This window comes from Rufibacter sp. DG15C (genome assembly GCF_001577755.1).
In the GTDB taxonomy this organism is placed as follows: domain Bacteria; phylum Bacteroidota; class Bacteroidia; order Cytophagales; family Hymenobacteraceae; genus Nibribacter.
Genome location: NZ_CP010776.1, coordinates 1307308 through 1329456 on the forward strand (window position 1 = coordinate 1307308; position 22149 = coordinate 1329456).

Annotated in this window: 16 protein-coding genes; 2 read left to right on the plus strand and 14 right to left on the minus strand. The window is 51.1% G+C overall.

Annotated features, from left to right (window positions below):
* From TH61_RS05430 to TH61_RS05450, 4 genes are all read right to left on the minus strand, one after another.
* On the minus strand, positions 1–282 hold the full coding sequence (locus tag TH61_RS05430) for a heavy metal-binding domain-containing protein (RefSeq protein ID WP_071887790.1): 282 nt from the start codon (positions 280–282) through the stop codon (positions 1–3).
* Positions 283–612: 330 nt separating this feature from the next.
* Positions 613–813, minus strand: a complete 201-nt coding sequence (locus tag TH61_RS18090) for a hypothetical protein (RefSeq protein ID WP_157600564.1) — start codon at positions 811–813, stop codon at positions 613–615.
* Between the two features lie 535 nt (positions 814–1348).
* Positions 1349–2020: a DUF305 domain-containing protein gene (locus TH61_RS05445; RefSeq protein ID WP_066506893.1), complete on the minus strand. Its 672-nt coding sequence runs from the start codon at positions 2018–2020 to the stop codon at positions 1349–1351.
* A 334-nt stretch (positions 2021–2354) separates the two neighbouring features.
* On the minus strand, positions 2355–3188 hold the full coding sequence (locus TH61_RS05450) for a murein L,D-transpeptidase catalytic domain family protein (RefSeq protein WP_066506896.1): 834 nt from the start codon (positions 3186–3188) through the stop codon (positions 2355–2357).
* Between the two features lie 381 nt (positions 3189–3569).
* Here TH61_RS05450 and TH61_RS17795 point away from each other — a divergent pair, with 381 nt between their 5' ends.
* Together TH61_RS17795 and TH61_RS05460 are read left to right on the plus strand one after the other, a co-directional pair.
* Positions 3570–3809, plus strand: a complete 240-nt coding sequence (locus TH61_RS17795; protein ID WP_231862338.1) for a four-helix bundle copper-binding protein — start codon at positions 3570–3572, stop codon at positions 3807–3809.
* A gap of 169 nt (positions 3810–3978) precedes the next feature.
* On the plus strand, positions 3979–4809 hold the full coding sequence (locus TH61_RS05460) for a cation diffusion facilitator family transporter (protein ID WP_231862308.1): 831 nt from the start codon (positions 3979–3981) through the stop codon (positions 4807–4809).
* 207 nt (positions 4810–5016) lie between these two features.
* Here TH61_RS05460 and lpdA read toward each other — a convergent pair whose 3' ends face one another.
* From lpdA to TH61_RS05515, 10 genes are all read right to left on the minus strand, one after another.
* Positions 5017–6417, minus strand: coding sequence for a dihydrolipoyl dehydrogenase (lpdA, locus tag TH61_RS05465; protein WP_066506904.1), 1401 nt, complete (start codon positions 6415–6417; stop codon positions 5017–5019).
* A gap of 66 nt (positions 6418–6483) precedes the next feature.
* Positions 6484–7359, minus strand: a complete 876-nt coding sequence (locus tag TH61_RS05470) for a bestrophin family protein (RefSeq protein WP_066506907.1) — start codon at positions 7357–7359, stop codon at positions 6484–6486.
* A gap of 321 nt (positions 7360–7680) precedes the next feature.
* Entirely contained in the window at positions 7681–9630 is a 1950-nt protein-coding gene (locus TH61_RS05475) for a heavy metal translocating P-type ATPase (protein WP_066506909.1), read from the minus strand.
* Between the two features lie 99 nt (positions 9631–9729).
* Positions 9730–10350 carry a hypothetical protein gene (locus TH61_RS05480; protein WP_066506910.1) on the minus strand — a complete coding sequence of 207 codons (621 nt, stop codon included), beginning with the start codon at positions 10348–10350 and terminating at the stop codon, positions 9730–9732.
* Positions 10351–10384: 34 nt separating this feature from the next.
* On the minus strand, positions 10385–11629 hold the full coding sequence (locus TH61_RS05485; RefSeq protein WP_071887792.1) for an efflux RND transporter periplasmic adaptor subunit: 1245 nt from the start codon (positions 11627–11629) through the stop codon (positions 10385–10387).
* Between the two features lie 2 nt (positions 11630–11631).
* Entirely contained in the window at positions 11632–16023 is a 4392-nt protein-coding gene (locus tag TH61_RS05490; RefSeq protein ID WP_066506916.1) for a CusA/CzcA family heavy metal efflux RND transporter, read from the minus strand.
* A 1006-nt stretch (positions 16024–17029) separates the two neighbouring features.
* A complete protein-coding gene (locus TH61_RS18480; protein WP_066506922.1) occupies positions 17030–17329 on the minus strand; it encodes a helix-turn-helix domain-containing protein in 300 nt (99 codons plus the stop codon).
* Between the two features lie 132 nt (positions 17330–17461).
* On the minus strand, positions 17462–19873 hold the full coding sequence (locus tag TH61_RS05505) for a TonB-dependent receptor (protein ID WP_066506925.1): 2412 nt from the start codon (positions 19871–19873) through the stop codon (positions 17462–17464).
* Between the two features lie 140 nt (positions 19874–20013).
* A complete protein-coding gene (locus TH61_RS05510; protein ID WP_066506927.1) occupies positions 20014–20697 on the minus strand; it encodes a DUF2911 domain-containing protein in 684 nt (227 codons plus the stop codon).
* Positions 20698–21011: 314 nt separating this feature from the next.
* Positions 21012–21884, minus strand: a complete 873-nt coding sequence (locus TH61_RS05515; RefSeq protein ID WP_066506930.1) for a phosphatase PAP2 family protein — start codon at positions 21882–21884, stop codon at positions 21012–21014.
* Positions 21885–22149: the final 265 nt, after the last annotated feature.

Sequence of the window (22149 nt, forward strand, 5' to 3'; positions counted from 1 at the left end):
TTAGTGTTGCTCTTCGCCCTCATGGTGCTGTTGGGCGGCAGCGGCAGAATCCAGCTTTTCGCCTGGTTTCACCTCTTCCAGGAACATGCCGCACTTAGGGCATTTTCCCTTCACATCGCTCACCACTTCCGGGTGCATAGGGCAGGTGTAGGTAACGCCCGCCACCTGTACCTCTGAGGTCGTCCCCTCGGCTGTTTTCTGCTCGGTTCCGGAGCTGTCGCATGATGAGAACAAGGTCAAGCCGAAGAAGGCCATTGCAATGGTTACTTTCAGAGTTTTCATAAAATGGAATGGTTGGAGATTTAAAAAACACGGACTCAGCCTACAGGACCCCTGCGGGCCGTGCAAACAACAAACAAAGACAGGGGCCAGCCTCAGTTATTCTAAACTGAAGGGACTCTATCTGGAAAGGTTGATAAGGCAAGGCGGTAAATTCCGGAACCAGGACAGCATTGCACCTTAGAGGCAAGGATAAAAGCAACGCCTTTAAACGCCAGATTGCATATTGGACAAAGGAAGCCAATCGCTCTGGTCTAGATCGCTGAATCGAAATTTACAGATAGAAGGCAGCCCTATGGAAAGGTTAGGCGCGGCTTCTAAAAAGAAAGGAAGTCAAATAAGGAAAGTCTGATACAGGATGCCGATGTCTCGCCCGGAGATGGGCGGGGGCAGGGTAACGTGGGGGATGGATTCCAGGATGACCGGACGGATGGCTGCGGCAAAGCTTGGAAAGCCCGCCGGGTCATTCGCTGCCTGGGCAATCTGTTGGGTGGGAGAGTTGAAATTATTCTGGGCCATTGCCCCGCGGGGCATCACACAGGAGAAATCATCACAAGACTTCATCGGGCCTTTCGAACCCTTTTTGCAGCAGCAGCTTGGCTCTGCGAAAAAGCCTACCTCAACACTGTTGCCCCCAGCGCACTGAGACCCGGCCACGCGGAACCCCATCGTTGCCATTGAGATGGCGACGACCAGACTTAGGTGTATGAATCTCTGCAGTAAGGTCATTCGGCTGGATAAGTATCAGTGCCAAAACGTTGACTACCTGGAAGGGTTGTCAATCTAGTCAGCTTCTTTTCACAAAAGTATAAACAATTCTGTCATACACTGTTATATAATCTTTGTCAAAAGTTATACAACTCAGGCATTATAAGTATGGATAATTAATATGAGTTGCTATTGTTGGCAAAATTTACCCATTCTCATAACGGGTCTTATGTAAAATAAGGGAAGCTATTGGCATTCTTAGTTTACATAAAACCCGCTATCGGACTTGATTAGACAAAAAAGGAGAGCTTCTGCATGAGGCTCTCCTTTTTCAAACAGACGAGGTTTAGAGGCCAGCCTTCTATTGCTTGTTCTCTTCCAGCCAGGTGTCCATCTGTTGCTTTTCCCTTTGCTGGTCGACTATGATTTTCTGCGCCATCGCCCTCAGCTCCGGTGACTTCGCGCCCGGCAGGTATGCTTTCGCCATGTCAATGCCGCTCTGGTGGTGTATTCCCATCAGGGCAGCGAAATCGTGGTCAGTAGTCCCTCCTTTGGCATGCTCCATACCCGCCATAGAAGACTCCATTGAGCCCAGTAGTCTCATGGACCCCGCCTTGTCCCCGGACACGGGCTTGTGGCTGTCCACAAATTTATGAAGCTTGTCCTGTTCCTCTTTTTGGGAGGCCAGGGTTTTCCTAGCCATGTTTACCAGCATCGTGTCTTGCCCGTTATCGGCCTGCTCCTGGGCCATGGAGAGGGCCCCTGCGTGGTGGATGGCCATCATCCTGGCGAAGTCATGGTCAAGGTCCCCCGTCATCTCCATCTTCTGCATGGCCGCCATGTTCCCATGCATGAGATCCATCATCCTGTTGGACCCGGAGGCCGGCATGCCATGCCCCGAACCGGAGTGTTCCTCTGTTTGGGCGGCGGATGTCGATTCCGCTTTCTCAGTGTTCCCGCTGCATGCGAAGAGGGACAGGGATATCCCGAAAGCCAGCACTGCACACTTATTATTCAATAGGTTTATTTTCATGTTCTATGGAAATGGTGTCAGTGGATAAGAGCTATCTATGCCAGATGCCCATTGGGCATGTATACGACCTGAAAACCAGCGGGTTCCTACGTAAAAGATGAGAGGGTATTTAGGGCTGGACCGTGACAGTGCTCTGGCATCAGCAGGCTGATAGGCAGTGCGTTAGCAAGGAATTCCCGGTCCTATCAAGCATTTAGGCCCAGTGAAGTTGCAGGATCCATATTGCCAAAAACAAAGAATTTCTAGGTAATCAAAAAATAATAAGCTTTTCTAGAAGTTCGAGCCGAATACTATTTAGCTGAATCGTAGCACGCTTATTTCAAAATATATTGTTCTATGCATTGATATGGTTTTTACCCGCCTCATCATTAACGAAGCATGTTGCGGCCTGACCGCTGTCCAGGTAAGCAGAAGAGTAGCTGTCAGAGGGGCCGTCCACAAACAGCAAGGTACGGCCTTTGATAGTATTGATGATTGGCTTGTTGAGTTCCGTAGGAAGCGCAGGGCATCCCTGGCTCCGGCCAAGCCGGCCAGTAGCTTTTATAAAGCCTTCGGAAGCATAAGGAGCCCCATGGACCACCACAGAACGGTCTAGGGCATTGGTATTAAAGCCGGCATCCAAACCTTGAAGTTTCAGGGAGTAGCCGTTTTTACCCATATAAGTGTCCTCAGTCAAGTAAAAGCCAAGGCTGCTCTGGAAGGAATTCACGGTATTGGAGAAAGTCGAGGCATATTCCAATCCACTGCCCTGCCCATGTGCCACCCATGTGTTATAGACTACTTGGTTGGTGGACAAGTCAATAACCCATAAACGCCGGTTTCTGCTGGATTGGTTGAAGTCCACAATTGTGATCAGGGATTTTTCCGAAGATAACCTATTTGCTGACATCAAGTTGTGATAGCCTGTCACGGCTTTCCGAAACGTCTCAAGGGAAAGGCCCTGATCCGCCAAACCTGCCGCCGCATAGGTGTTTTCAATATATTGGCCAAACACCTGGTCCGCAGAGAGAAGGGGCTTAATTGGGTTATTAGCCTGCTCCGTCTCGGATACTTTTAATGGTTCGCCAGAAGGAGTCGTCACCTGTAGAAAGGCGAATCCCGTGCAGAAGGCAATTACCACAGCAGAGAGGAAAAATGAAAAGTATTTAATGCTGGTTTTTCTTGTCATGGCAGGTTCTGTTTGCTATCGGTAGAACATCCAAGCGCATAATGATTGTTCCATTGCAGAAATTATCCGTCAGGTCAATAGGGTAAGCTCTGCTACAACTCTATTGGAATTTGACCAGTCTATCCATCCTAGTAAGAAGGTAGCGGGTGAATGCCTAAGCGTCTAGAAGGAAAGGAGAGCTATTCGCTTAAAAATCAAGGCTGACACAAGCCAGGACTTAGGAAAAACCTACACCGCCTGCCGACGTATCATTTACATACTATTCTAATTGCTCTAAAAACTATGGAAAACCACAACCATCAGCAACTCATCGAAAAATTATTAGCCTGTGCCAGCACCTGCGAGATGTGCTTTTCCCATTGCCTTTCTGAGGGGGGGATGATGGCCCAGTGTGCCCAGTTGGACCGGGCTTGCGCAGACTCTTGCCGCCACGCCATAGCGCTGTTGCAAAGCCAATCGGCAATCGGCCATCAGTACCTGGTCTTGTGCGAAGAAATCTGTCGCCTGTGCGCTGAGGAATGCGGCAAGCACCAGGATGAGCATTGCCAACGGTGTGCACAGGCTTGCCGAGAATGCGCTGAGGCCTGTCATGCGCATCATGAGCAGATAACCCAGAAATAAACCCAATATCCTTGCGCTTTTGACCTACTCCCCTGGAACAGGGAGAGGTGGCGGTGCTTTATTTTATATAGGGCACCGCCAACGCTATAAATTGAATCTTCTTCCGTCTATGTCGAAAGGCCACGCAGTTTCCCCAGGTAGTCAGAATAAATCCCGTCTAAAATGGGTTTTGGGTCTTACCTTACTATACTTAATTGCTGAAGTCATCGGCGGTATCTGGACCAAGAGCCTGGCCTTGCTGGCGGATGCCGGCCACATGCTAACGGATGTGGGAGGCCTGGCTTTCGCCTTGATTGCCATAAAGCTAGCCGAGCGTAAAGCAACACCGGAGAAAACGTTCGGGTACTACCGGGCCGAAATCCTGGCGGCTTTGGCCAATGCGGTGATATTGATTGGCATCTCGCTCTACATTTTGTATGAGGCATACCTACGCTTCAGGAACCCACCCGAAGTGGAAAGCAAGTCTATGCTGGTCATTGCCAGCATAGGACTGGTGATTAATCTGGTGGGCATGTATATCCTCAGGAAAGGCTCCAATGACAGCTTGAACATGAAAGGTGCCTACTTTGAGGTTCTCTCAGACATGCTGACTTCAATAGGCGTCATTGTAGCCGGGGTGATAATGTGGACCACCGGATGGTACTATGCTGATCCTATCCTATCTGCCGGAATTGGATTGTTCATACTACCCCGCACTTGGATTCTCCTGAAAGACGCAGTCAGCATTTTACTGGAGGGAACTCCGGCCGATGTCAACCTGGGCTCCTTGCGCGAAGCAATGGTAAAGTTGCCAGGGGTAGCCGATGTGCATGACTTGCATGTCTGGTCGCTGACTTCCGGCGTGAATGCTATGAGTGCACATGTGGTTCTGCAGGAAACAGCGGCGGCTAATGAAGTATTAAAATCCATCGACGATCAAGTTAAGAAGTCCTTTAAGATTAGCCATACTACTATTCAATTAGAAACTCCGGACTACCAAGAGCAGGAAACGCACCTTTGATATTAAGTTGATAAAAGTGGGATAGTTCATCCTCACGACGGAGGTCCAACTCTTGCAGGGCTATGCTAAAAACATGAGGCTATTATAATAAAACAAAAGTGGTGCTTTCATTAGTTTTGAGATGTGTGGATCATCCTCTAACCATGAAAGCACCACGACTATAAACCTGTTATTTATACGTTTTTCGGTTTAAATTTTCAATACGTATCAAATATGAATGGCGCGGTTAGCCACGGCAAGGCAAGCCTCTTTAAGAGATTCATAAAAGGTGGGGTGCCCATGGGACATCCGGGATATATCCTCTGCCGAGGCTCGGTAGCTCATGGCTGTTACCGCTTCCCCAATGATGTCACTTACCCGAGGGCCGATCATGTGAATGCCCAGGATTTCGTCGGTCTGGTCATCGGCCAGCACTTTTATCTGGCCCTCCAGGTCATCGTTCATCCGGGCGCGGGCATTGGCCCGGAATGGGAAAGACCCCGTGCGGTATGCTCTTCCACTGGCTTTTAGCTGTTCTTCAGTATACCCTACGCTGGCCACTTCGGGCCAGGTGTAGACGATGCCTGGGATGAGCATGTAGTCCATGTGCGGTTTTTGCCCGGCCAGGACTTCGGCTACAAACACCCCTTCCTCTGAGGCCTTGTGCGCAAGCATTGCCCCCTTGACCACATCGCCAATCGCATAGATACCGGGCACACTGGTCTCCAAAAACTCATTTACCTCAATCCGCCCGCCTTTATCGGTTTTTATACCCACATTTTCCAGTCCCAAACCCTCAGTATAGGGCTTCCGGCCCACGGCCATCAGGCAATAGTCGCCTTCCAGAGCAGTCACTTTGCCGGCAGTATCCTCGGCCGTCACGGTCACCCCTACGTCCGTACTTTGGGCACCGGTGACCTTATGGCTGAGATAGAAGTCCATGCCCAGCTTCTTCAGTGACTTTTGGAGCTCTTTGCCCATAGTTCTGTCCATGCTAGGGATGATGGCATCTGTGTATTCCATCACGCTGACCTTTGATCCAATGCGGGCATACACGGACCCAATCTCCATGCCAATCACCCCACCCCCTATAACAATAAGATGTTTGGGGATTTCGGGTAAGACAAGCGCCTCGGTCGAGGAGATGATTCTCTTCTTGTCTATTACAATATCGGGCAGAGAACCGGGCTTTGAACCTGTGGCCAAGATAGTATACTTAGTCTCAATGGTAGTGGAGACTCCGTCAGTACCATGGACGCCGATGCTTCCTGGGCTCAGCAGGGTGGCCACGCCCTGGATTACCTCTATCTTGTTTTTCCTCATCAGGAAGTCAACCCCAGCCACGGTATTCTGCACCACGTCATCTTTGTGGGCTAGCATCTGCGGGAAATCCAGTTGCAGGTTTTCCAATCTGATGCCGTGGCTTTGGAATTTATGCTTGGCATTATAAAAATGCTCAGAGCTGTCCAGGACGGCCTTAGAGGGGATACAGCCCACATTCAGGCAGGTGCCGCCCAAGGTGTCATACTTTTCGACCAAGGCTGTTTTGAAACCAAGCTGGGCACAGCGTATAGCCGCCACATAGCCACCTGGGCCAGAGCCTATAATCGTAACATCAAATTTATCCATGTCAAATAAAGCGTTAAGAGTTTATACTACCTTGTAGAGTATGAAGGAACCCAAGCCTTGCCAACGCTATAGCTGGTAGTAACTGGTAGGCGGTGTAAGGGTGGGAGGCGGGCAAGACACCATTTGCATCAGGTTAACCTCTATGTTGTTAGCCAGCGTAGTCATTGGGGTATCAGTGGGCATATTCTCAAAGGGGTCCTGCATGAAAATGGCGGTTTTCTCAATCAAAAAGAAAATCCCTGCGAAGAGAGTTGTAAGGGCTACCTCCATAAGGATAGAATAGTCTGTCAAGCCGAGGGGTAGCAAAGTGACGAAAATCAGAATCAGGAAATGAAGCAGTGTGCTGTAATTACCCGGGAATATTGTATTCTTTATCCGTTCGCATTTTCCCATAGACTCAACAAGTCTGGTAATGGTACTGTCTATTTGGATTTGCTGGAATGGGTTGATCCATCCTGTTTGATAAAGCTGCCTCACTTCCTCAGAATGTTTAAGTAGTAGGGCGTTGGGAATGTTCGATTGATGCTCAAAGTCACTTGAGTACTCTTTAACCTTTGCCGAGTGGGGGAGTCTTCTTAGGCTTTCACCAAGCGCATGGCACCAGGCTGCCTGTCTTCTGGCAAAAGAGATGGCGGTCTCATCCTGAGGATCACTTACAAAGGTCTTCACCTGTCTAATGAGGGACCTTGAGTCATTTACAATCGCTCCCCATATAATCCTTGCCTCCCACCAACGGTCGTATGATTGATTGATTCTAAAAGCTAGCAGCAGAGAGAGAGAAGTGCCTAAGAGTGTAGGGATTGTCAAGGGGACAATGGTTTCCTCTAAATAAGAATGATGGTCCAGGATGCCAACTGCGGATGAATAGGCTATTATTGCGACAAGCTCAAACTTAATCTTGCTAAGCAGCAAGCCGAATGGGATTTTATTTGTAATCAGCATTTTAATGGTCTATTAGCTGGTAAGTTTCATTGTTAGGACATATTCCACAATGAGAGCAGGGCTATTCTGCAAGGTCAAAAGCTTTAGTATGGTAAAACACCTGCTAAAGCATAGATAGTCTTACCCATAAATAATATGTATCTGGTTAAGGCTATGCTATTCCTAGGCGCCTTTCTGTTTAAGTTGTTTCTATTCGAATCAGCGCAAGAATGGCTGCCGCTCCAAACAGTAACGACAGCCATTATCCCATGACAAAATCTTGATAGACTCCTTGACCCTGTACAGAAAGGCTTAAAATTCTAAACAGATGTTTTGGATATCCTATACTTTCATGCGCTGTATCCGCACCGCATTCAAGATGGCTAGCAGGGCGACGCCCACATCGGCGATAACGGCCTCCCACAGGGTGGCGATTCCCCCGGCACCCAGGGCCAGCACGATTACCTTGACAGTCATCGCCAGGATGATGTTCTGCCAGACGATACTGCGGGTTATCTTCCCCACCTTTATGGCTGACACGATCTTGGACGGCTGATCGTTCTGGATCACCACATCGGCGGTCTCTATGGTGGCATCACTGCCCAGCCCCCCCATAGCGATCCCGGCATCAGCCAGGGCCACCACCGGCGCGTCGTTCACGCCGTCACCCACAAAGGCGATGTGCCTGCCCTGGTCCTTCAACGCCTGCACCTTGGCCACTTTATCCTCCGGCAGGAGGTTCCCGAACGCAGTGTCAATGCCCAGTTTCTTGGCCACCTCATCCACCACCGTCTGTTTGTCACCGGAGAGCATCACGGTCTGGATGCCCAAGGCATGCAGCTCCCTGATGGCCTGCGCTGCGTCCTCCTTTATCTCATCGGCAATGGTGATATACCCGGCGTACTGCCCATTCACCGCCACCAACACAATGGTGTTGACGATGCCCTCGATCTCCGCTGGGTAGGGTATGTTGAATTTCTTCAGGAGTTTGGTGTTTCCCGCCAGGACCTGCTTCCCATCAATCGTGCCTTTGAGCCCGTGGCCCGATATCTCCTCCACCTGCTCGATTTTGGGCGCCTGGCTGTCTTGGGTCCCAGCGAATTCGGCTATGGCTTTGGCGATCGGGTGAGTGGACTGGGTCTCGATGGCGGCTGTCAGACTGATAAGCTCTTTCTCCTCCAGGCCGTGGGCCACCACCTGCTGCACCTTGAAAACACCGTGCGTCAAAGTTCCTGTCTTGTCCATCACCACCGCGTTTACCCTGGTCATCACATCCAGGAAGTTGGACCCCTTGAAAAGTATCCCGTTCCGTGAGGCCAGCCCGATTCCCCCGAAATAGCCCAGGGGAATGGATACCACCAGCGCGCAGGGGCAGCTTATCACCAGGAAGACGAGCGCGCGGTAAAACCAGACATTGAAGTTATAGTCATCCATGATAAAATATGGCAACGCGCACACGGCCAAGGCCAGAAAGAAGACGATGGGTGTGTAGACTTTGGCGAAACGGGAGATGAAGAGCTGGGTCTGCGACTTCCTGGCCGTCGCATCCTGTACCATCTCCAAGATCCTGCTCAGCTTGCTGTCCTGGAACAGGGAAGTTACTTGGACCTCGGTCACGGTATTGAGGTTGATCATCCCGGCGTATACTTTCTCTCCCCTCGCCTTTGTGTCGGGCTTGCTCTCACCGGTCAGGGCGGCGGTGTTGAAGGATGCTTTGTCCGAGAGCAGGTCGCCGTCCAAGGCCACTTTCTCCCCGGATTTCATCTGGATGGTCTCCCCTAGCTGCACCTCTTTGGGGTCGACCACTATGGCAGTTCCGTTCCTGATGACAGAAACCTCATCGGGGCGGATATCCAGCAATGCCTTTATACTGCGCTTCGCACGGTTCACAGCAGCGTCCTGAAACCACTCCCCTATGGAGTAGAACACCATGACGGCCACACCCTCACTGTAGGATCCGATGGCAAAGGCACCCAAGGTGGCAACGCTCATCAGGAAGAACTCATTGAAGAAGTCGAAGCGAATAGCCTTGCGGAAGGCGAGGTCCAGCACTTTATAGCCCGCAAGCAGGTAGGCGACGCCGTAAATGGCAAGGCCCAGCGGAGCGGATGGGACATAGCCGAAGCCGTATTCCAACGTGAGCATAGCCACCAGGACGGCCAGGGACAGCAGAAGCGCCCAATGGCTTCTCCACCCTGAGGATTCCTCCCCTCCATGGTCATGGCCGTCATGGTCACTGTGTTTTTCTACGCTGTCATGATTGACTGCTTTGGGGTCTCTGTCTTCCTCCATTGGTATAATCTGGGTCGTTGGGGGAACTGTATTATAAGTTGATTTGCGGTCTTCGCCGCTGGAAAATTCCTGTGACATGTGAGTTCGATTATAGGTTATCTATTCATAAAAAAAGGTGGCCAATCCCAAGACGATCAGCACGCCACCCATGATAGCGTGCCCGTGTCTCTCCAGCACCACTCCTTTGAGGCGGCCGATGCCCCGGTAACCCAACGCGACTAGCCCCAGCATCAACGGTAGCGTCACAAAAACGAAAACCATCGCCACCAGGAGGATTCCCCGCCACCCGTGGGTGGCGGCTGTCAGGAAATAGGAGCTTATCTCAAAACAGGGCGAAAAAAACAGGGCCACCGTCATGGTGGCGAACCAGCTACGGACGGAGGGCGCTTTCCTGCCGGGTGGCAGGTCCCCCGGTACCCGGTCGGAATGGGAGTAGGCTATCCCCAGCAGAAAGATGCCTATCAGGACCAGGCCCAAGGGGGTGAAGTTCTGGGCAAAGGACGTGAACTTCTCCGACAGCCTAATCCCGAGGTACCCGACCAGGCCGCCCAACAGGAGGGTGCCCGTGATGTGGGCCAGGCCCGCCAAAAGGGTGGCCCGGAGCGTGGTGGCCAGCGGCCAACCCTCTGAGCGCCCTATGGCCACCAGGGCCATCCAGTGGCTGGGGATCAGGGCGTGGATCAGGCTGATCAAAAAACTATCCAGCAGAACGTGGACCATACCAATTACCTGTAGATTTAGACTTCCCTATACCTTACTCGTCATGTCCGCCCTCTCCTTTGTTGGCCTGCGCCGCGACGTAGTAGGCTCCTTTCGTGACAAGTTGCGCGCCGGACGGTAGAGGTTCCAGGAGCTTCACTTCCGTGTAGCCGGCATCTGAGGCCCCCGTCTGAACCCCAATCTTGGTAAAGACCCAGTCCGGGGCGAGCTCTCCCTCGTGTCCTTCCTCTGCGCTTTCAGCTTTAGACTCTGGTGGGTGGGTGGCGCGCGTGGCAATAAAGACAAACTTTAACTCCCCCTCGGTGATGATGGCCTCATCCGGAAGGGCCGGCACTGCCTCTTCAGTGGTCAGGATGCGGCCGCTCACAAACATGCCGGGAAGCAGATTGGCCTCTTGGTTATCCTCGATTTGGGCGTGCACCCCCACTGATTTGGTATCGTTCTCGAAGGACTTGCCCACGGAGAAGATGGTGGCTTCATATGTCTTGGAGGGATTGGAGGTCAGGGAGAAGAGAACTTTCTGCCCGTTCTTGACTTGGGTGATGTCCTTTTCAAAAACCTGCAGTTCGATCTGGATATGGTGGTTGTCCACCACTTGGAACAATTCCCTGGCCGGTTCCACCAAAGCCCCGATGTTTACCTTGATCTGGTGCACATAGCCGTGCATAGGCGATATTACGGCGATTGAACGGATAAGTGATCCTACCCTAACCCGACTGGGCGCGATGCCCATCTGACTAAGACGACTGGCCAAAGACGCTACTTCTGTTTGTCTGGCTCGGTATTCGGCCTCTGCAAGTTGATATTTCTTGGCGGCAATGACGTTCTCCCGCAACAGTTCTTTCTGCCGCTCATAATCCTTCTGCGCATAGTTCAGGGCGCTGCGGGCCTGCAGATACTCTTCCTGCAACTGGATGATACTGGGGTGCTCCAGGCTCACCAGCCGCTGTCCTTTCTTTACGAACTGGCCTTGGGTGACGAAAATCTCCCGCACAATCCCCTCCGTCAGGCTAGAGATGGTGGCTTTGTTCTGAGGGGGCAGGTCCAGCATTCCGTTGGCCTGTATCCCGCTTTTCAGCGGGCGGTTCTCTAACTTTCCTAATTGGATGCCTACCGCGTTCATTTGCGCTTGGGTGAGCCCAACGGCCTCTTCTGCCCCGCCTTCGGCATGGGCTTCCTCAGGCTCTTCTGCCGGTTTCGCTTCCTTCTGACAGGCACTGCCGCCAATGCAAAGGGCCAGCAGCAATAGGGTAGTGGTTGATCTGATATATCTATACATTTCTAATTGTCCTTTAAGTGATATTCAAGCTGAATTGCGGCTTGGTTGAACTGTGACAGCGTGTCCAGGTACTGCAGCCTGATCCGCTGGGCCTGGGCGATGTTCTGGATATATTCAGTATACTCCGTCTCCCCTGCCCGGAAGCCCTTGGTCGCATATTCAATGAGTAGGTTTGCCTGGGGAAGGGCCTTCTCCTCATAGTACCGGAGCATTTGCCGATGGCGGTTATATTCCTGGCTCAGTCGCTGGAACTCTGTCTCCAAAACCAAACGCTGATTCTGAAGTTGGGCGTTTGCAACCTGGGTCTGCAGAGCCGAAGCCTGCACTCGAGCCCTTTGTGCTCGGGAAACGAGAGGGATACCCACCCCCGCCTCCACCGATTGGAAACGCCTGCTCGGCCCGAAGTACTGTTCCGTGCCGGAGGTGTTCTGGAATCCCTGGATGGTCTGGCTCGTCACCCCGATGGAAAACTCAGGCAGCAGCCGGTTTTTTTCTACCCTAGTCTGGGCCTCGCTTAGGGCTACCTCATTTTGGAAAAAACCTATCTCTGGATGGCGGCTTACCCACGAGGTATCTGAGGGGAGAATGACTTCTATCGGCCTCAGCTCTGGCTGGATTTGAAGCGTGTCATCAATGAATAGGAAACGTGCCAACCGCTGTCGTACAGTTATTATTTCAGCTTGAGTTGCCTCCAGGGCGGTACGCGCCTCCATGGCCTGGGCCTCGGCGGCGATCTTCTCCAGGTAGTTGGCCTCCCCGGTGCGGTAGCGCACGTCTGCGGCCCTGGCGAACTGCCGGGCAAGTGTGTCCTGCGAGGCCAGGTAAACCTGCCTTTGGGTGAGGATGGCCCAATCACTGAAGGTCAGTTTAACATCCCGTACCACCGCCCGTCTGGTCTGTTTCAATTGCATCTCAGCGCTAAGGACCTGTTGCGCCGCCAGTCGGGCCTGGCTTCGGTAGACCCCTGGTAGGGAAAAGCCCTGTGATAGCGTCAGTGAGTTGTCGTTGGCGGCACTGTTCATCTGCCCAAAACCGCCAGTGACGGCTGTTTTGGGCAGATCAAAACCTGTATTACGCAGCGCCTGCTGCCGTTCAACTGCCAAAGCGCCTGCCCTCACTGCGGGACTATTCCGAAGGGCTAGATCTACCACTTGGTTCACCGTGGTGGTGCCTCCAATGGAAGGGGTAGTTTGGGCGTTGGCAGAAAAAATACCGCCTCCAAATAATAGAGTGCACAGTAATAACAGTGTTTTACCACCCAAACTAGAGGGTAGACCTGGCTTTTTCATTTTTTCTACGAAACTGTAAAGGATTGGTAGCAGGAAAAGGGTAAGCAGTGTGGAGGTGATAAGGCCCCCGATCACCACGGTGGCCAACGGTTTCTGCACCTCGGCTCCGGCCGAGCCGGAAAGCGCCATGGGAAGGAATCCCAGGGAGGCGACCGCCGCCGTCATGATCACCGGCCGCAGCCGCACCTTCGTCCCTTCCATGATGCGGGCATATGGGTCATCCCATCCCTCCTTTTTCAACTGATTGAAATACCCGATCAGAACGATCCCATTCAATACCGCCACCCCAAAAAGGGCGATGAACCCGATACCGGCGGAGATACTGAAGGGCATGCCCCGCAACAGCAGGGCGAACACCCCGCCTATGGCCGCCAGGGGAATGGCCGTGAAGATGAGCAGGCTCTGCCTGAAGGAGCCGAAGGTGAGAAACAACAGTATCAGGATAATCGCCAGTGACAGTGGCACCGCCACCGAAAGACGCGCCTCAGCCGCCTGCAGGTTCTCAAACTGTCCTCCGTAGCTTATATAGTAGCCTACGGGTAGTTTAAACTTGGCTTCTAATGTTGACTGTATTTCATTGACCAAGTTCTCCACGTCACGCTCCCGGGCATTGATGCCGATGGTGATGCGGCGTTTGGTGTCATCCCTCGATATTTGGCTTGGCCCTTGCTCCAGCGTTACCTGAGCCACCTGTCTAAGCGGAATCTGGGCTCCTGAAGGAAGGTTGATGAGCAGGTTCTCCACGTCAGAGAAATTCTGCCGGTTCGCCAGGCCCAATCGAACCACCAGGTCAAACCGCTTCTCACCCTCAAAGATAACCCCAGCCTCGCCGCCGGCGAAACCGGAGCGGAGAGCTTGGTTCACGTCCTCTATGTTCAATCCCATCTGGGCCATCTGGCCCCGGTTGTATTTCACCAGGATCTGCGGCAAACCCTTGGTCTGCTCTACTTTCAGATCCCCCACCCCTGCTATTGGACGGATAAGGTTTGCCGCCTCCTCGGCTTTCTGGGCCAAAACGTCCAAGTCCTCACCGTAGATCTTCACCGCGATGTCCTGTTTCACCCCGGTCATCAGCTCGTTGCTTCTCAACTGAATAGGCTGTGAGAACTCTGCGTTCAGACCGGGAATGATGGAAAGCGCCTCTTCCATCTTCTCCATAAGCTCCTCCCTGCTGTCGGCGGACTCCCACTCGTCACGATCCTTCAGGATAACGGTCATATCGGCCGCTTCCACGGGCATGGGGTCCGTCGGTATTTCTGAGGACCCGATTTTGCTGACCACCTCCTTTACCTCTGGGAATTGCGTGAGCAGGATTTTCTCCGCCTGGGAGAATGTCTTGACGCTCTGGGTCAGCGAGGAGCCAGAACTGATAGAGGACTCAATGGCAAAATCCCCCTCGTCGAGCGTAGGAATGAACTCACCTCCCATTCTGGAGAATAATAGGAGTGTGAAAAGAAACAGCCCAAGGGTCACCACCACCAAAAGGCCCCGTACCTTAAACGCCTTCTCTAAGAGCTTCCTGTAAGACACTTCCAGCCTGCCCATTATCCTGTCGGCGAAGTTAACTTTATGCTTGGTTTTCTTGCTCAGGAAGAGGGCTGAGGCCATAGGCACGTAGGTCAGGGAAAGGATCAGGGCGCCCAGGATGGCAAACCCCACGGTCTGGGCCATCGGCCTGAACATCTTACCCTCGATTCCCACCAGCGCCAGTATGGGCAGGTAGACGATGAGGATGATGATCTCCCCGAAAGCGGCCGACTGGCGGATTTTGACGGTGGCATCCAGGACAATATCATCCATCTGCCCTTGGTTGAGCCGGTCAATGTCTGCGAATTTCCGGTTGGTCCCTATCCGGTGCACGATACTCTCCACGATGATGACCGCGCCGTCCACGATCAAACCGAAATCGATCGCCCCCAGGCTCATCAGGTTCCCCGACACGCCGAAGAGTTGCATCATGGAAACGGCGAAAAGCATGGCCAGGGGAATAACCGAGGCAACCACCAGGCCGGCCCGCAGGTTGCCCAACAGGAGCACCAGCACGAATACCACGATAAGCCCCCCTTCTATGAGGTTTGTGCTGACGGTGTTGATTGCGCGGTCCACCAGCCGGGTGCGGTCCAGGAACGGTTCCAGTACCACCCCCGGTGGCAGGGTCTTCTGGATTCCCTCCACCTTCGCCTTCACCTGTTCAATCACTTGCGCGGAGTTCTGGCCTTTGAGCATCATGACGATGCCGCCTACCACCTCCCCCTCGCCGTTTCGGGTCAAAGCGCCGTAACGGACGGCGCTTCCCTCCTCCACGGTGGCGACGTCCCGGATCAGCAACGGGACTCCGTCTGTGTTCCTGACAATAATCTGCCTGATGTCCTCAAAGTTCGTCAGCAGGCCGATGCCCCGTATGAAATAAGCGTTCGGTCCCTTCTCTATAAAGGCCCCACCGGTGTTCTGGTTGTTTTTCTCCAGCGCCCCGAAGATATCCGAGATGGAAAGGTCGAACGCCCGGAGCCTCTCCGGGTCCACCGAAACCTGGTACTGCTTCAACATCCCGCCGAAGCTGCTGACCTCTGCCACCCCGGGCGTGCCGGCCAACTGCCTCTTCACGATCCAGTCCTGGAGCGTCCTTAGTTCCGTGGGTGTGTATTTCTTAGGGGAGTTGGGGGTGGTGTGCAGCACATACTGGTAAATCTCGCCCAAACCGGTTGAGACGGGGCCCATCTCAGGGGTGCCCAGCCCGTTAGGGAGCTGCTCCTGGGCGCTTTTGAGCTTCTCACCCACTATCTGGCGGGCAAGGTAGACGTCCACGTCATCCTCAAAGACCACGGTGACCACCGAAAGGCCGAACCGGGAGATGGAGCGGACCTCCACCAGATCCGGCACGTTGGCCATCTCAATCTCTATGGGGTAGGTGATGAACTGCTCGACCTCCTGCGCCGCCAGGGTGGGTGAGGTCGTGATGATCTGCACTTGGTTGTTGGTGATGTCCGGAACGGCGTCGATGGGAAGCCGACTCAGGGAGAAAAGCCCCCAGACCACCAGGGCAAGGGTAAATAGCCCGATGATCAGCTTGTTCCGGATGGAAAAAGCTATCAGATTGTCAATCATGAAACTATGTTTAAGCCAATAAATAGACAGCCTGGGATCTCTATGAATCCAGGCGAAAATGGCCGGGAGCAGGTGCTTCACCTATTCCCAGCGGTCAACATATTAGGCTTAAACTTTGGGGGGCTGCCAGATGGAGGCATGGACGGTCAGGTGCCGTTCCTGATAACTGGAAAGAAGGGGCGTCCTGTGGAAGACAGCCTTCGCCTCTATTTGAAGTGGGGCTGGGATCGGCTGGGAGAAACCCGCACAGCAGCTGCAGATGCAGAGCGGTGTGCATAGGTCAGCCGACCCCTGATGGTTTTCAGTGGGTGCCGAGGCCATAGAAGCCTTAACCGCCGTTTCAGAGTAACCATACGTGTCGCTGCACGGCATACAGGCCACAAAGGTCATGAAGACAGCAAGAAGAAGGTTGGTCCACTTCATTGGGGCAAAAATACGGTATGCTTTCTCAAATAAAACATTCAGTGTTAATAAACTCTGAGGGAGACTTTTGCTTATACTGTGTTTATCCTAAAACGTTCCGCAAATGTTGCCCTAGGTATAAAATTTAAGGTGTAAGTGGGTATAGTATAATCAGCCAGTTGCAACAAAAAACTATCAATGGTCGGTTTGAAATGCTTTTACCTTTACAACATGCTTCAGTTAGAAAGGTCTTGTGGTTTCCCGGATCCATGTAATGGAACGTTGGCCGAGATAAAGATGATTTCAGCCTTCTTTGATTACTGCCGTAGAAAAACGCTTAATGCCCATTAAATGGTCTCAGGAGTTTATTTTGTGTGGGATGAGTAAAAGTGCCATATACGGAAGACCGCAACGGCGAGGAGTAAGGCTGCCAAGACATAGTACAGGATCAATAAAGCTATCTTAGGATTAGACTTCCTTTGCTTTCGTGACATTTTAACTAATTTTATACACTTGAAATCGAAAGAATAAATTCCCTTCCCTCTTTAAGTCACTTACTTATAATAATCTGCTTTGTAACAGCGTCAAAATTCCACTTAGTAGATTAGATGAAGTTCCGTATACGGAGAAGTTTCTCCCTGGCCAAATCAAATGTTTCCAAGGAACACCCGTTCCTGTGCATTTCTTTGGAGATTTTATCACTGAAATACTGTCTTTTCAGGTCCTCCAAGTCAGTATCCAAAACCTCAGCTAACCGGAATAGGTCAATCTCCTTGGGTAAAGCCTCGCCCGCCTCCAATCTACTTAATTGGTTTGGAGTTAGCCCTGCCTCTTTTGCCAGTTCCGCCTGGGTCAACTTCTGCGCTTTTCGCAAGCGGCGGATGATTTTATCGAAAGAATCCATGCTGTGAAGACTTTTGCTGAAAAGTAACTCAAAAGTAATTCATTCTTGCATTCGGGCAAATTAAACCCCTGGGATGGTTTTCATGAAAACCATCCCAGGGGTTTAATTTGCCCAGTCCTTAATCGGCAGATACTAAAACCGGTAAGAAACAGTCGTCACGAACTGACGAGGTGGGATAGGGTTCACACTATAGTTCTCATGCACCAGGTAATTCAACTCGTTGGTAATGTTAGAAAGCTTACCTAAGATGGAGAATTTGCTGATGGAATAGCCTAAGGACAGATCGAAGGTTGTAAACCCGTCTACCGGGATGAGGCGGTTGAACTGCTGAACCTGGCCCACCTGGTTGTTCCAGCCGGCGTTGCGCTCTCCGGTATAGAAACCAGAGGCCCCAACTTTCAAGCCTTTTAGAGCAGACGTCTGTAGCGTATAGAAGATAGAGGCATTAGCTGTATGCGATGGGTTGCTCACTAAGCGCTCTCCTTCAATGTAGCTTCCTTTAGAACCCGGAGTATCTGTGTACCGCATGTGGTTGTAACTGTAGCCGGCCAAAAAGGTAAGCCCTGGGGAAAGCGTTCCTGACAGGTCCACTTCGGCTCCGTCACTGGTGGTCTGTCCTGTGAACTCCTTGATGGTGGCGTCTGTGTTGACGGTAGTGCCATCCGCTAAGAATTGTGCTTGCAGTGCCAGGTCATTGTTGATGATACGGTAGAACGTGACGTTCACAGAAAGCATGTCTTTTACCAGGTCATTCTTAACGCCCACTTCATATTGGTCCACAATAGAAGGCTTTAGGTTTTGTTGAAATACGTCTTTACCTGTATTGGGGACAAAGTTGTTGGAGTAGCTGGCAAAAAGAGAAGTAGTAGACGTAGGCTGGTAAACAAGTCCCAAACGCGGGGAGAATGCCTTATCCACTTTGGTAGTGGCGGTGGTGCTGTTCTTCACTTCATTCTTTACCAAGTCATAGAGTTTAGCCACTTCTACTTTCTGGTAAGACCATCTTAAACCTGCCAACACTTTAAATTTATTTGAGATACTGATCAAATCCTGGAAGTAGGTTCCAAAGCGGTAAGTAGGCGTTTCAGTGCGCAGGGTGGCGGTGGCCAATGGCTCGTCGGTTCTGGCCTCAAACTTGGCAGGAGTAAGGAGATTGATGGAGTCATACACATCACCTTTCCCCAATGAAGATATTTTAAAAGTGTGTGACGTGTTTAGATAACGTTCTGCGTCAGCACCCACCAACAGCGTATGGCCAATACCGAATGTCTTAAACTCCCCATTCAGGTTTACCTGCCCGGTGTAGTAGTCTTCAGAAATATCAGAACGGGTTAGTTTGCGGCCCCAGTCGCCGTCAGCGTCTGCCTGGATGCGCTCGGTAGAGAAATAGTCTCTGGTGAACTTCTGCTGAGAACCAATGAAGTTTACCTTCCAGATATCATTCAACTGATGGTCAACGCTGGCAGAGGCTGTGTTCTGGCGGACCTCATTGTAGGCCCAAGGAGTATTAAAGAAGGTAGAACGGTCAATATTCGTCGGGATTTTACCATCCAAGGATCCAATTCCAAAGTCCGGGGTAAAGTCGTGGCTCAGGTAATCACCTTGTACCAAGATGGTAGTTCTAGAACCCAATTTATACAGGAGAGATGGATTCACGTAGTATTTCTTTGATTCTACGCTGTTGCGATAGCTTTCTGCCGTCTCAAAAGCACCTACCACCCTGAACGCCAGGTTCTGAGTAATTGGTCCGTACACGTCTGCCATGGGCTTGTATAGGTTATAGCTTCCGGCCCGCATGGCCACTTCGCCGCCATACTCAAACTTAGGTTGCTTGGTCACCATGTTAATGACCGCGCCACCTGACACATTGCCGAAAAGCAAGGCGGCACTCCCCTTCAAAACTTCTACTCTTTCCAAGGTGCTTGCCTCTGGAAGAACCGCTGAGTTGGAGCGTGCCCCGTTCTTGAAGATATTGTTGGCGCCCAGGTTGTACCCGCGGGCAAAGAAGGTCTCTGAGGTACTGCCTCGGGTAGTACCCAAAGAAACCCCATTGACGTTTTTGATGACATCACTTAGTTTGGAGGCCTGCTGATTGGCAATCACCTCACTGTTGATGATGGTCATGCTCTGGGGCATGTCCAGGGGAGAGATGGCAATCTTGCCAATGGCCAAAGGCTTTTTGTTGACGGTCTTGCCGGCCGTCACTACTACCTCAGAAATTCGGGCAGCGTCTTCTGTTAGCGTAAGGTCCACTTTGGTGTTCTTTCCCGCTTCTATAGTGACCGCCAGCTCCTGGCTTTGTAGCCCCACAAATGAGCATCTCAAGGTATACTTACCAGGGGCAATGCCTTGGATGGAGAATGAGCCGTTCTCAGCAGAAACGGTGCCTTTGTTCAACTCAAAAAGGGCCACACTCACAAAAGCGACGGGCTTACCGTCACTGGATTTTATAACGCCGCTCAATCTGCCTAGCGTTTGAGCATAGCCAGGAAAAAACGAAAGTAGTGAGAAGCTTAAGAGAAGGAAGAATTTTCTGTTTTTCATGTCTTTTATTTAGACCAATTCTAATTTGGTGCAAATATAAAGACAGATTAAGGGCAGGCAAATATTATTTAGATTAGTTCTTAATAATATTTGCCAGTTATATGTTTAAATAAAGATCAAGCCCACTAGATAGTTGGAAATCATAGAGTGGCTTTCCCCGATACTGGTATGGCTATCTTCACTTTCTCCCAACACATTGTCACTTGACCTGAATCAGCCCCTAGGGATATGACTTCATATCGCAAACGCTCCTGATTGATTTTTTGGAGGCTGGGCTTCACAGTGAACCGCAAGACGTCCCTACTTCTTATGTATTGGGTGGTGAGGTGCTGATTCCAGTCCCTGTTTACGATCACCTCCCATTCCTTTCTCCCCGGAATAGTGAAGAGGGCATACTTCCCCGCCGGCAACTCCTTTCCCCCAAAGAGAAGCGGGGCGCCAATTGTCAGGCGGGTTGCGGAGTGGGAGCCCGTCACCCACAGCTGGTTGTATGGGACTACCCCGCCCCAGATGGCCCGCCCTCTGACGGCTGGCGAATGGTATTCGATTTCAATTTGGGCATCACCGACCTGCCCGATTGCCTGCGCCATAACACTCTCTTCCAACGTGTCAGGCTCACTCTGGGCCGGTATGGCAAAGGGGTTTTCTGCCGTGTCCGGGTTCAGGCCAGTCTCTGTTTTTGACTCGGGGGTTTTAGGAGTGGGGTTCCCACCACAACTTGTCGATAATAGGCATAAAATTACACTAAGACGGCAGAAAAGGTCTTTCATATACCTTCTATTATTGCGGAACATTTTCATCAGAGCTGTCTGGGTAGTGGCCATCTATTAAAGTTTAGTCTCAGTAATAATCAACTCTCCAAACAGCTTCTAATCCATCTTTGGAATTCGGCCGGAAGTATGAATAGTTACAGAGGATTCACAAACTCTGGCAAAGGAAGACTAACCATGGTCAAAAAGGGTGAAGAGCAGAGTAACCCTTCTTTTACACTAACGATCGAAATAGGCTCCCCCTTATTTTAGTCTTGTTTCAAAAGCATATAACAATAGTGGGATGTATTCCCATACTTCCCTCAAGCCTATTTTATCTTAGGGAACTTCTATCAACTGCATTCTCTGGCACGAGATCTTATTTAATTTCAATTCAGGCTGATCTTATTCAGATCAGGATTATTCCGCCGATTTTTATAGTCATCCAAATTTAAAGAAAACGCAAACCCAGGTACCCCATAAATTAGAGTAGGAGACATCACAATGGAGGGTTTGCGGCCCCAGCGGTTACGGTGCGAAAGGTAAGCCAAGTGAGAGGAAAGCATCCCGATACCGGCACCCACAAACACATCACTCTGCCAGTGCTTGTTGTTCAGCATCCGAAAAACCCCTACGCTAGTTGCAATGGTATAAGCCCCGACGCCGTACCACGGGCTTCTGTGCTTTAGCTCAGCGTTAAGGATAGACGCGGCGAGAAATGCCTGGGCCGCGTGGCCCGAGGGTAGGGATTCCCGGTTCTCCCCATTGGGGCGCTCCTGGTCGGTGACCTGCTTCAATCCATAAACCGATACGGCGTAGATGGCCTCAGCCTTAAGGATCACCATGCTGGTGTTCAGAAAGTCGTTGTTTGATTTTACGTTCAGCAGGTTGGCCAAAACCAACTCCACATACGGCGCGATGAGCAGAGGATTGTCAATCGTGGTTTTGAAATTCGGGAAATGCCTCTGTATATCCCTCTTAGCATCGTAACTGCTGTACAGGCCGTTGTCTTTTATTGTGCTCAGCCCATACCCAATCAGGATTGCCGGAATGATAGTGGCCTTGAAGGCTTTAGACTTAAAGAAGGGAGCTTTATTAGCGGCTTGTGCAACCGTTGAGTCTTGGTACTTTTTAAGCGTGTCTTGGGCCGTGACTGGGGTCTGGAATACTTTAAGGGAATCGATTTCTTGGGCTTTTAATTCAAAGCTGGAAACGCCCAAAGAAATAGAGAGTATAATCCAGGTATGCAGAATTCTTTTCATAAAAATGCACTCAGTAAGGATAGAATAAGTGCTTTACCGTCAGACAATGAAAAGGTTGCATAGAGGCAGTTTTACTCCTTCAACAATCAATATCTTACGTCGGAAATATTGGCGAGAGCAAGTACGTAGCTAGTAGACAAGCCCATCTATACTGTCAAGCTTATTAAAGGCTATAATTTATTAGATTACTGGCTGTTGGCTTTTAAAATTTGAATTAGATCAACTACACCCTAACTATTTCCCTAAAATCTAAGGTTATATATCA

Coding starts and splice junctions, on each gene's coding strand:
- TH61_RS05430 (WP_071887790.1), bottom strand. CDS start 282: ATGAAAACTCTGAAAGTAACCATTGCAATGGCCTTCTTCGGCTTGACC.
- TH61_RS18090 (WP_157600564.1), bottom strand. CDS start 813: ATGCCCCGCGGGGCAATGGCCCAGAATAATTTCAACTCTCCCACCCAA.
- TH61_RS05445 (WP_066506893.1), bottom strand. CDS start 2,020: ATGAAAATAAACCTATTGAATAATAAGTGTGCAGTGCTGGCTTTCGGG.
- TH61_RS05450 (WP_066506896.1), bottom strand. CDS start 3,188: ATGACAAGAAAAACCAGCATTAAATACTTTTCATTTTTCCTCTCTGCT.
- TH61_RS17795 (WP_231862338.1), top strand. CDS start 3,570: ATGGCCCAGTGTGCCCAGTTGGACCGGGCTTGCGCAGACTCTTGCCGC.
- lpdA (WP_066506904.1), bottom strand. CDS start 6,417: ATGGATAAATTTGATGTTACGATTATAGGCTCTGGCCCAGGTGGCTAT.
- TH61_RS05470 (WP_066506907.1), bottom strand. CDS start 7,359: ATGCTGATTACAAATAAAATCCCATTCGGCTTGCTGCTTAGCAAGATT.
- TH61_RS05475 (WP_066506909.1), bottom strand. CDS start 9,630: ATGGAGGAAGACAGAGACCCCAAAGCAGTCAATCATGACAGCGTAGAA.
- TH61_RS05480 (WP_066506910.1), bottom strand. CDS start 10,350: ATGGTCCACGTTCTGCTGGATAGTTTTTTGATCAGCCTGATCCACGCC.
- TH61_RS05485 (WP_071887792.1), bottom strand. CDS start 11,629: ATGTATAGATATATCAGATCAACCACTACCCTATTGCTGCTGGCCCTT.
- TH61_RS05490 (WP_066506916.1), bottom strand. CDS start 16,023: ATGATTGACAATCTGATAGCTTTTTCCATCCGGAACAAGCTGATCATC.
- TH61_RS18480 (WP_066506922.1), bottom strand. CDS start 17,329: ATGGATTCTTTCGATAAAATCATCCGCCGCTTGCGAAAAGCGCAGAAG.
- TH61_RS05505 (WP_066506925.1), bottom strand. CDS start 19,873: ATGAAAAACAGAAAATTCTTCCTTCTCTTAAGCTTCTCACTACTTTCG.
- TH61_RS05510 (WP_066506927.1), bottom strand. CDS start 20,697: ATGGCCACTACCCAGACAGCTCTGATGAAAATGTTCCGCAATAATAGA.
- TH61_RS05515 (WP_066506930.1), bottom strand. CDS start 21,884: ATGAAAAGAATTCTGCATACCTGGATTATACTCTCTATTTCTTTGGGC.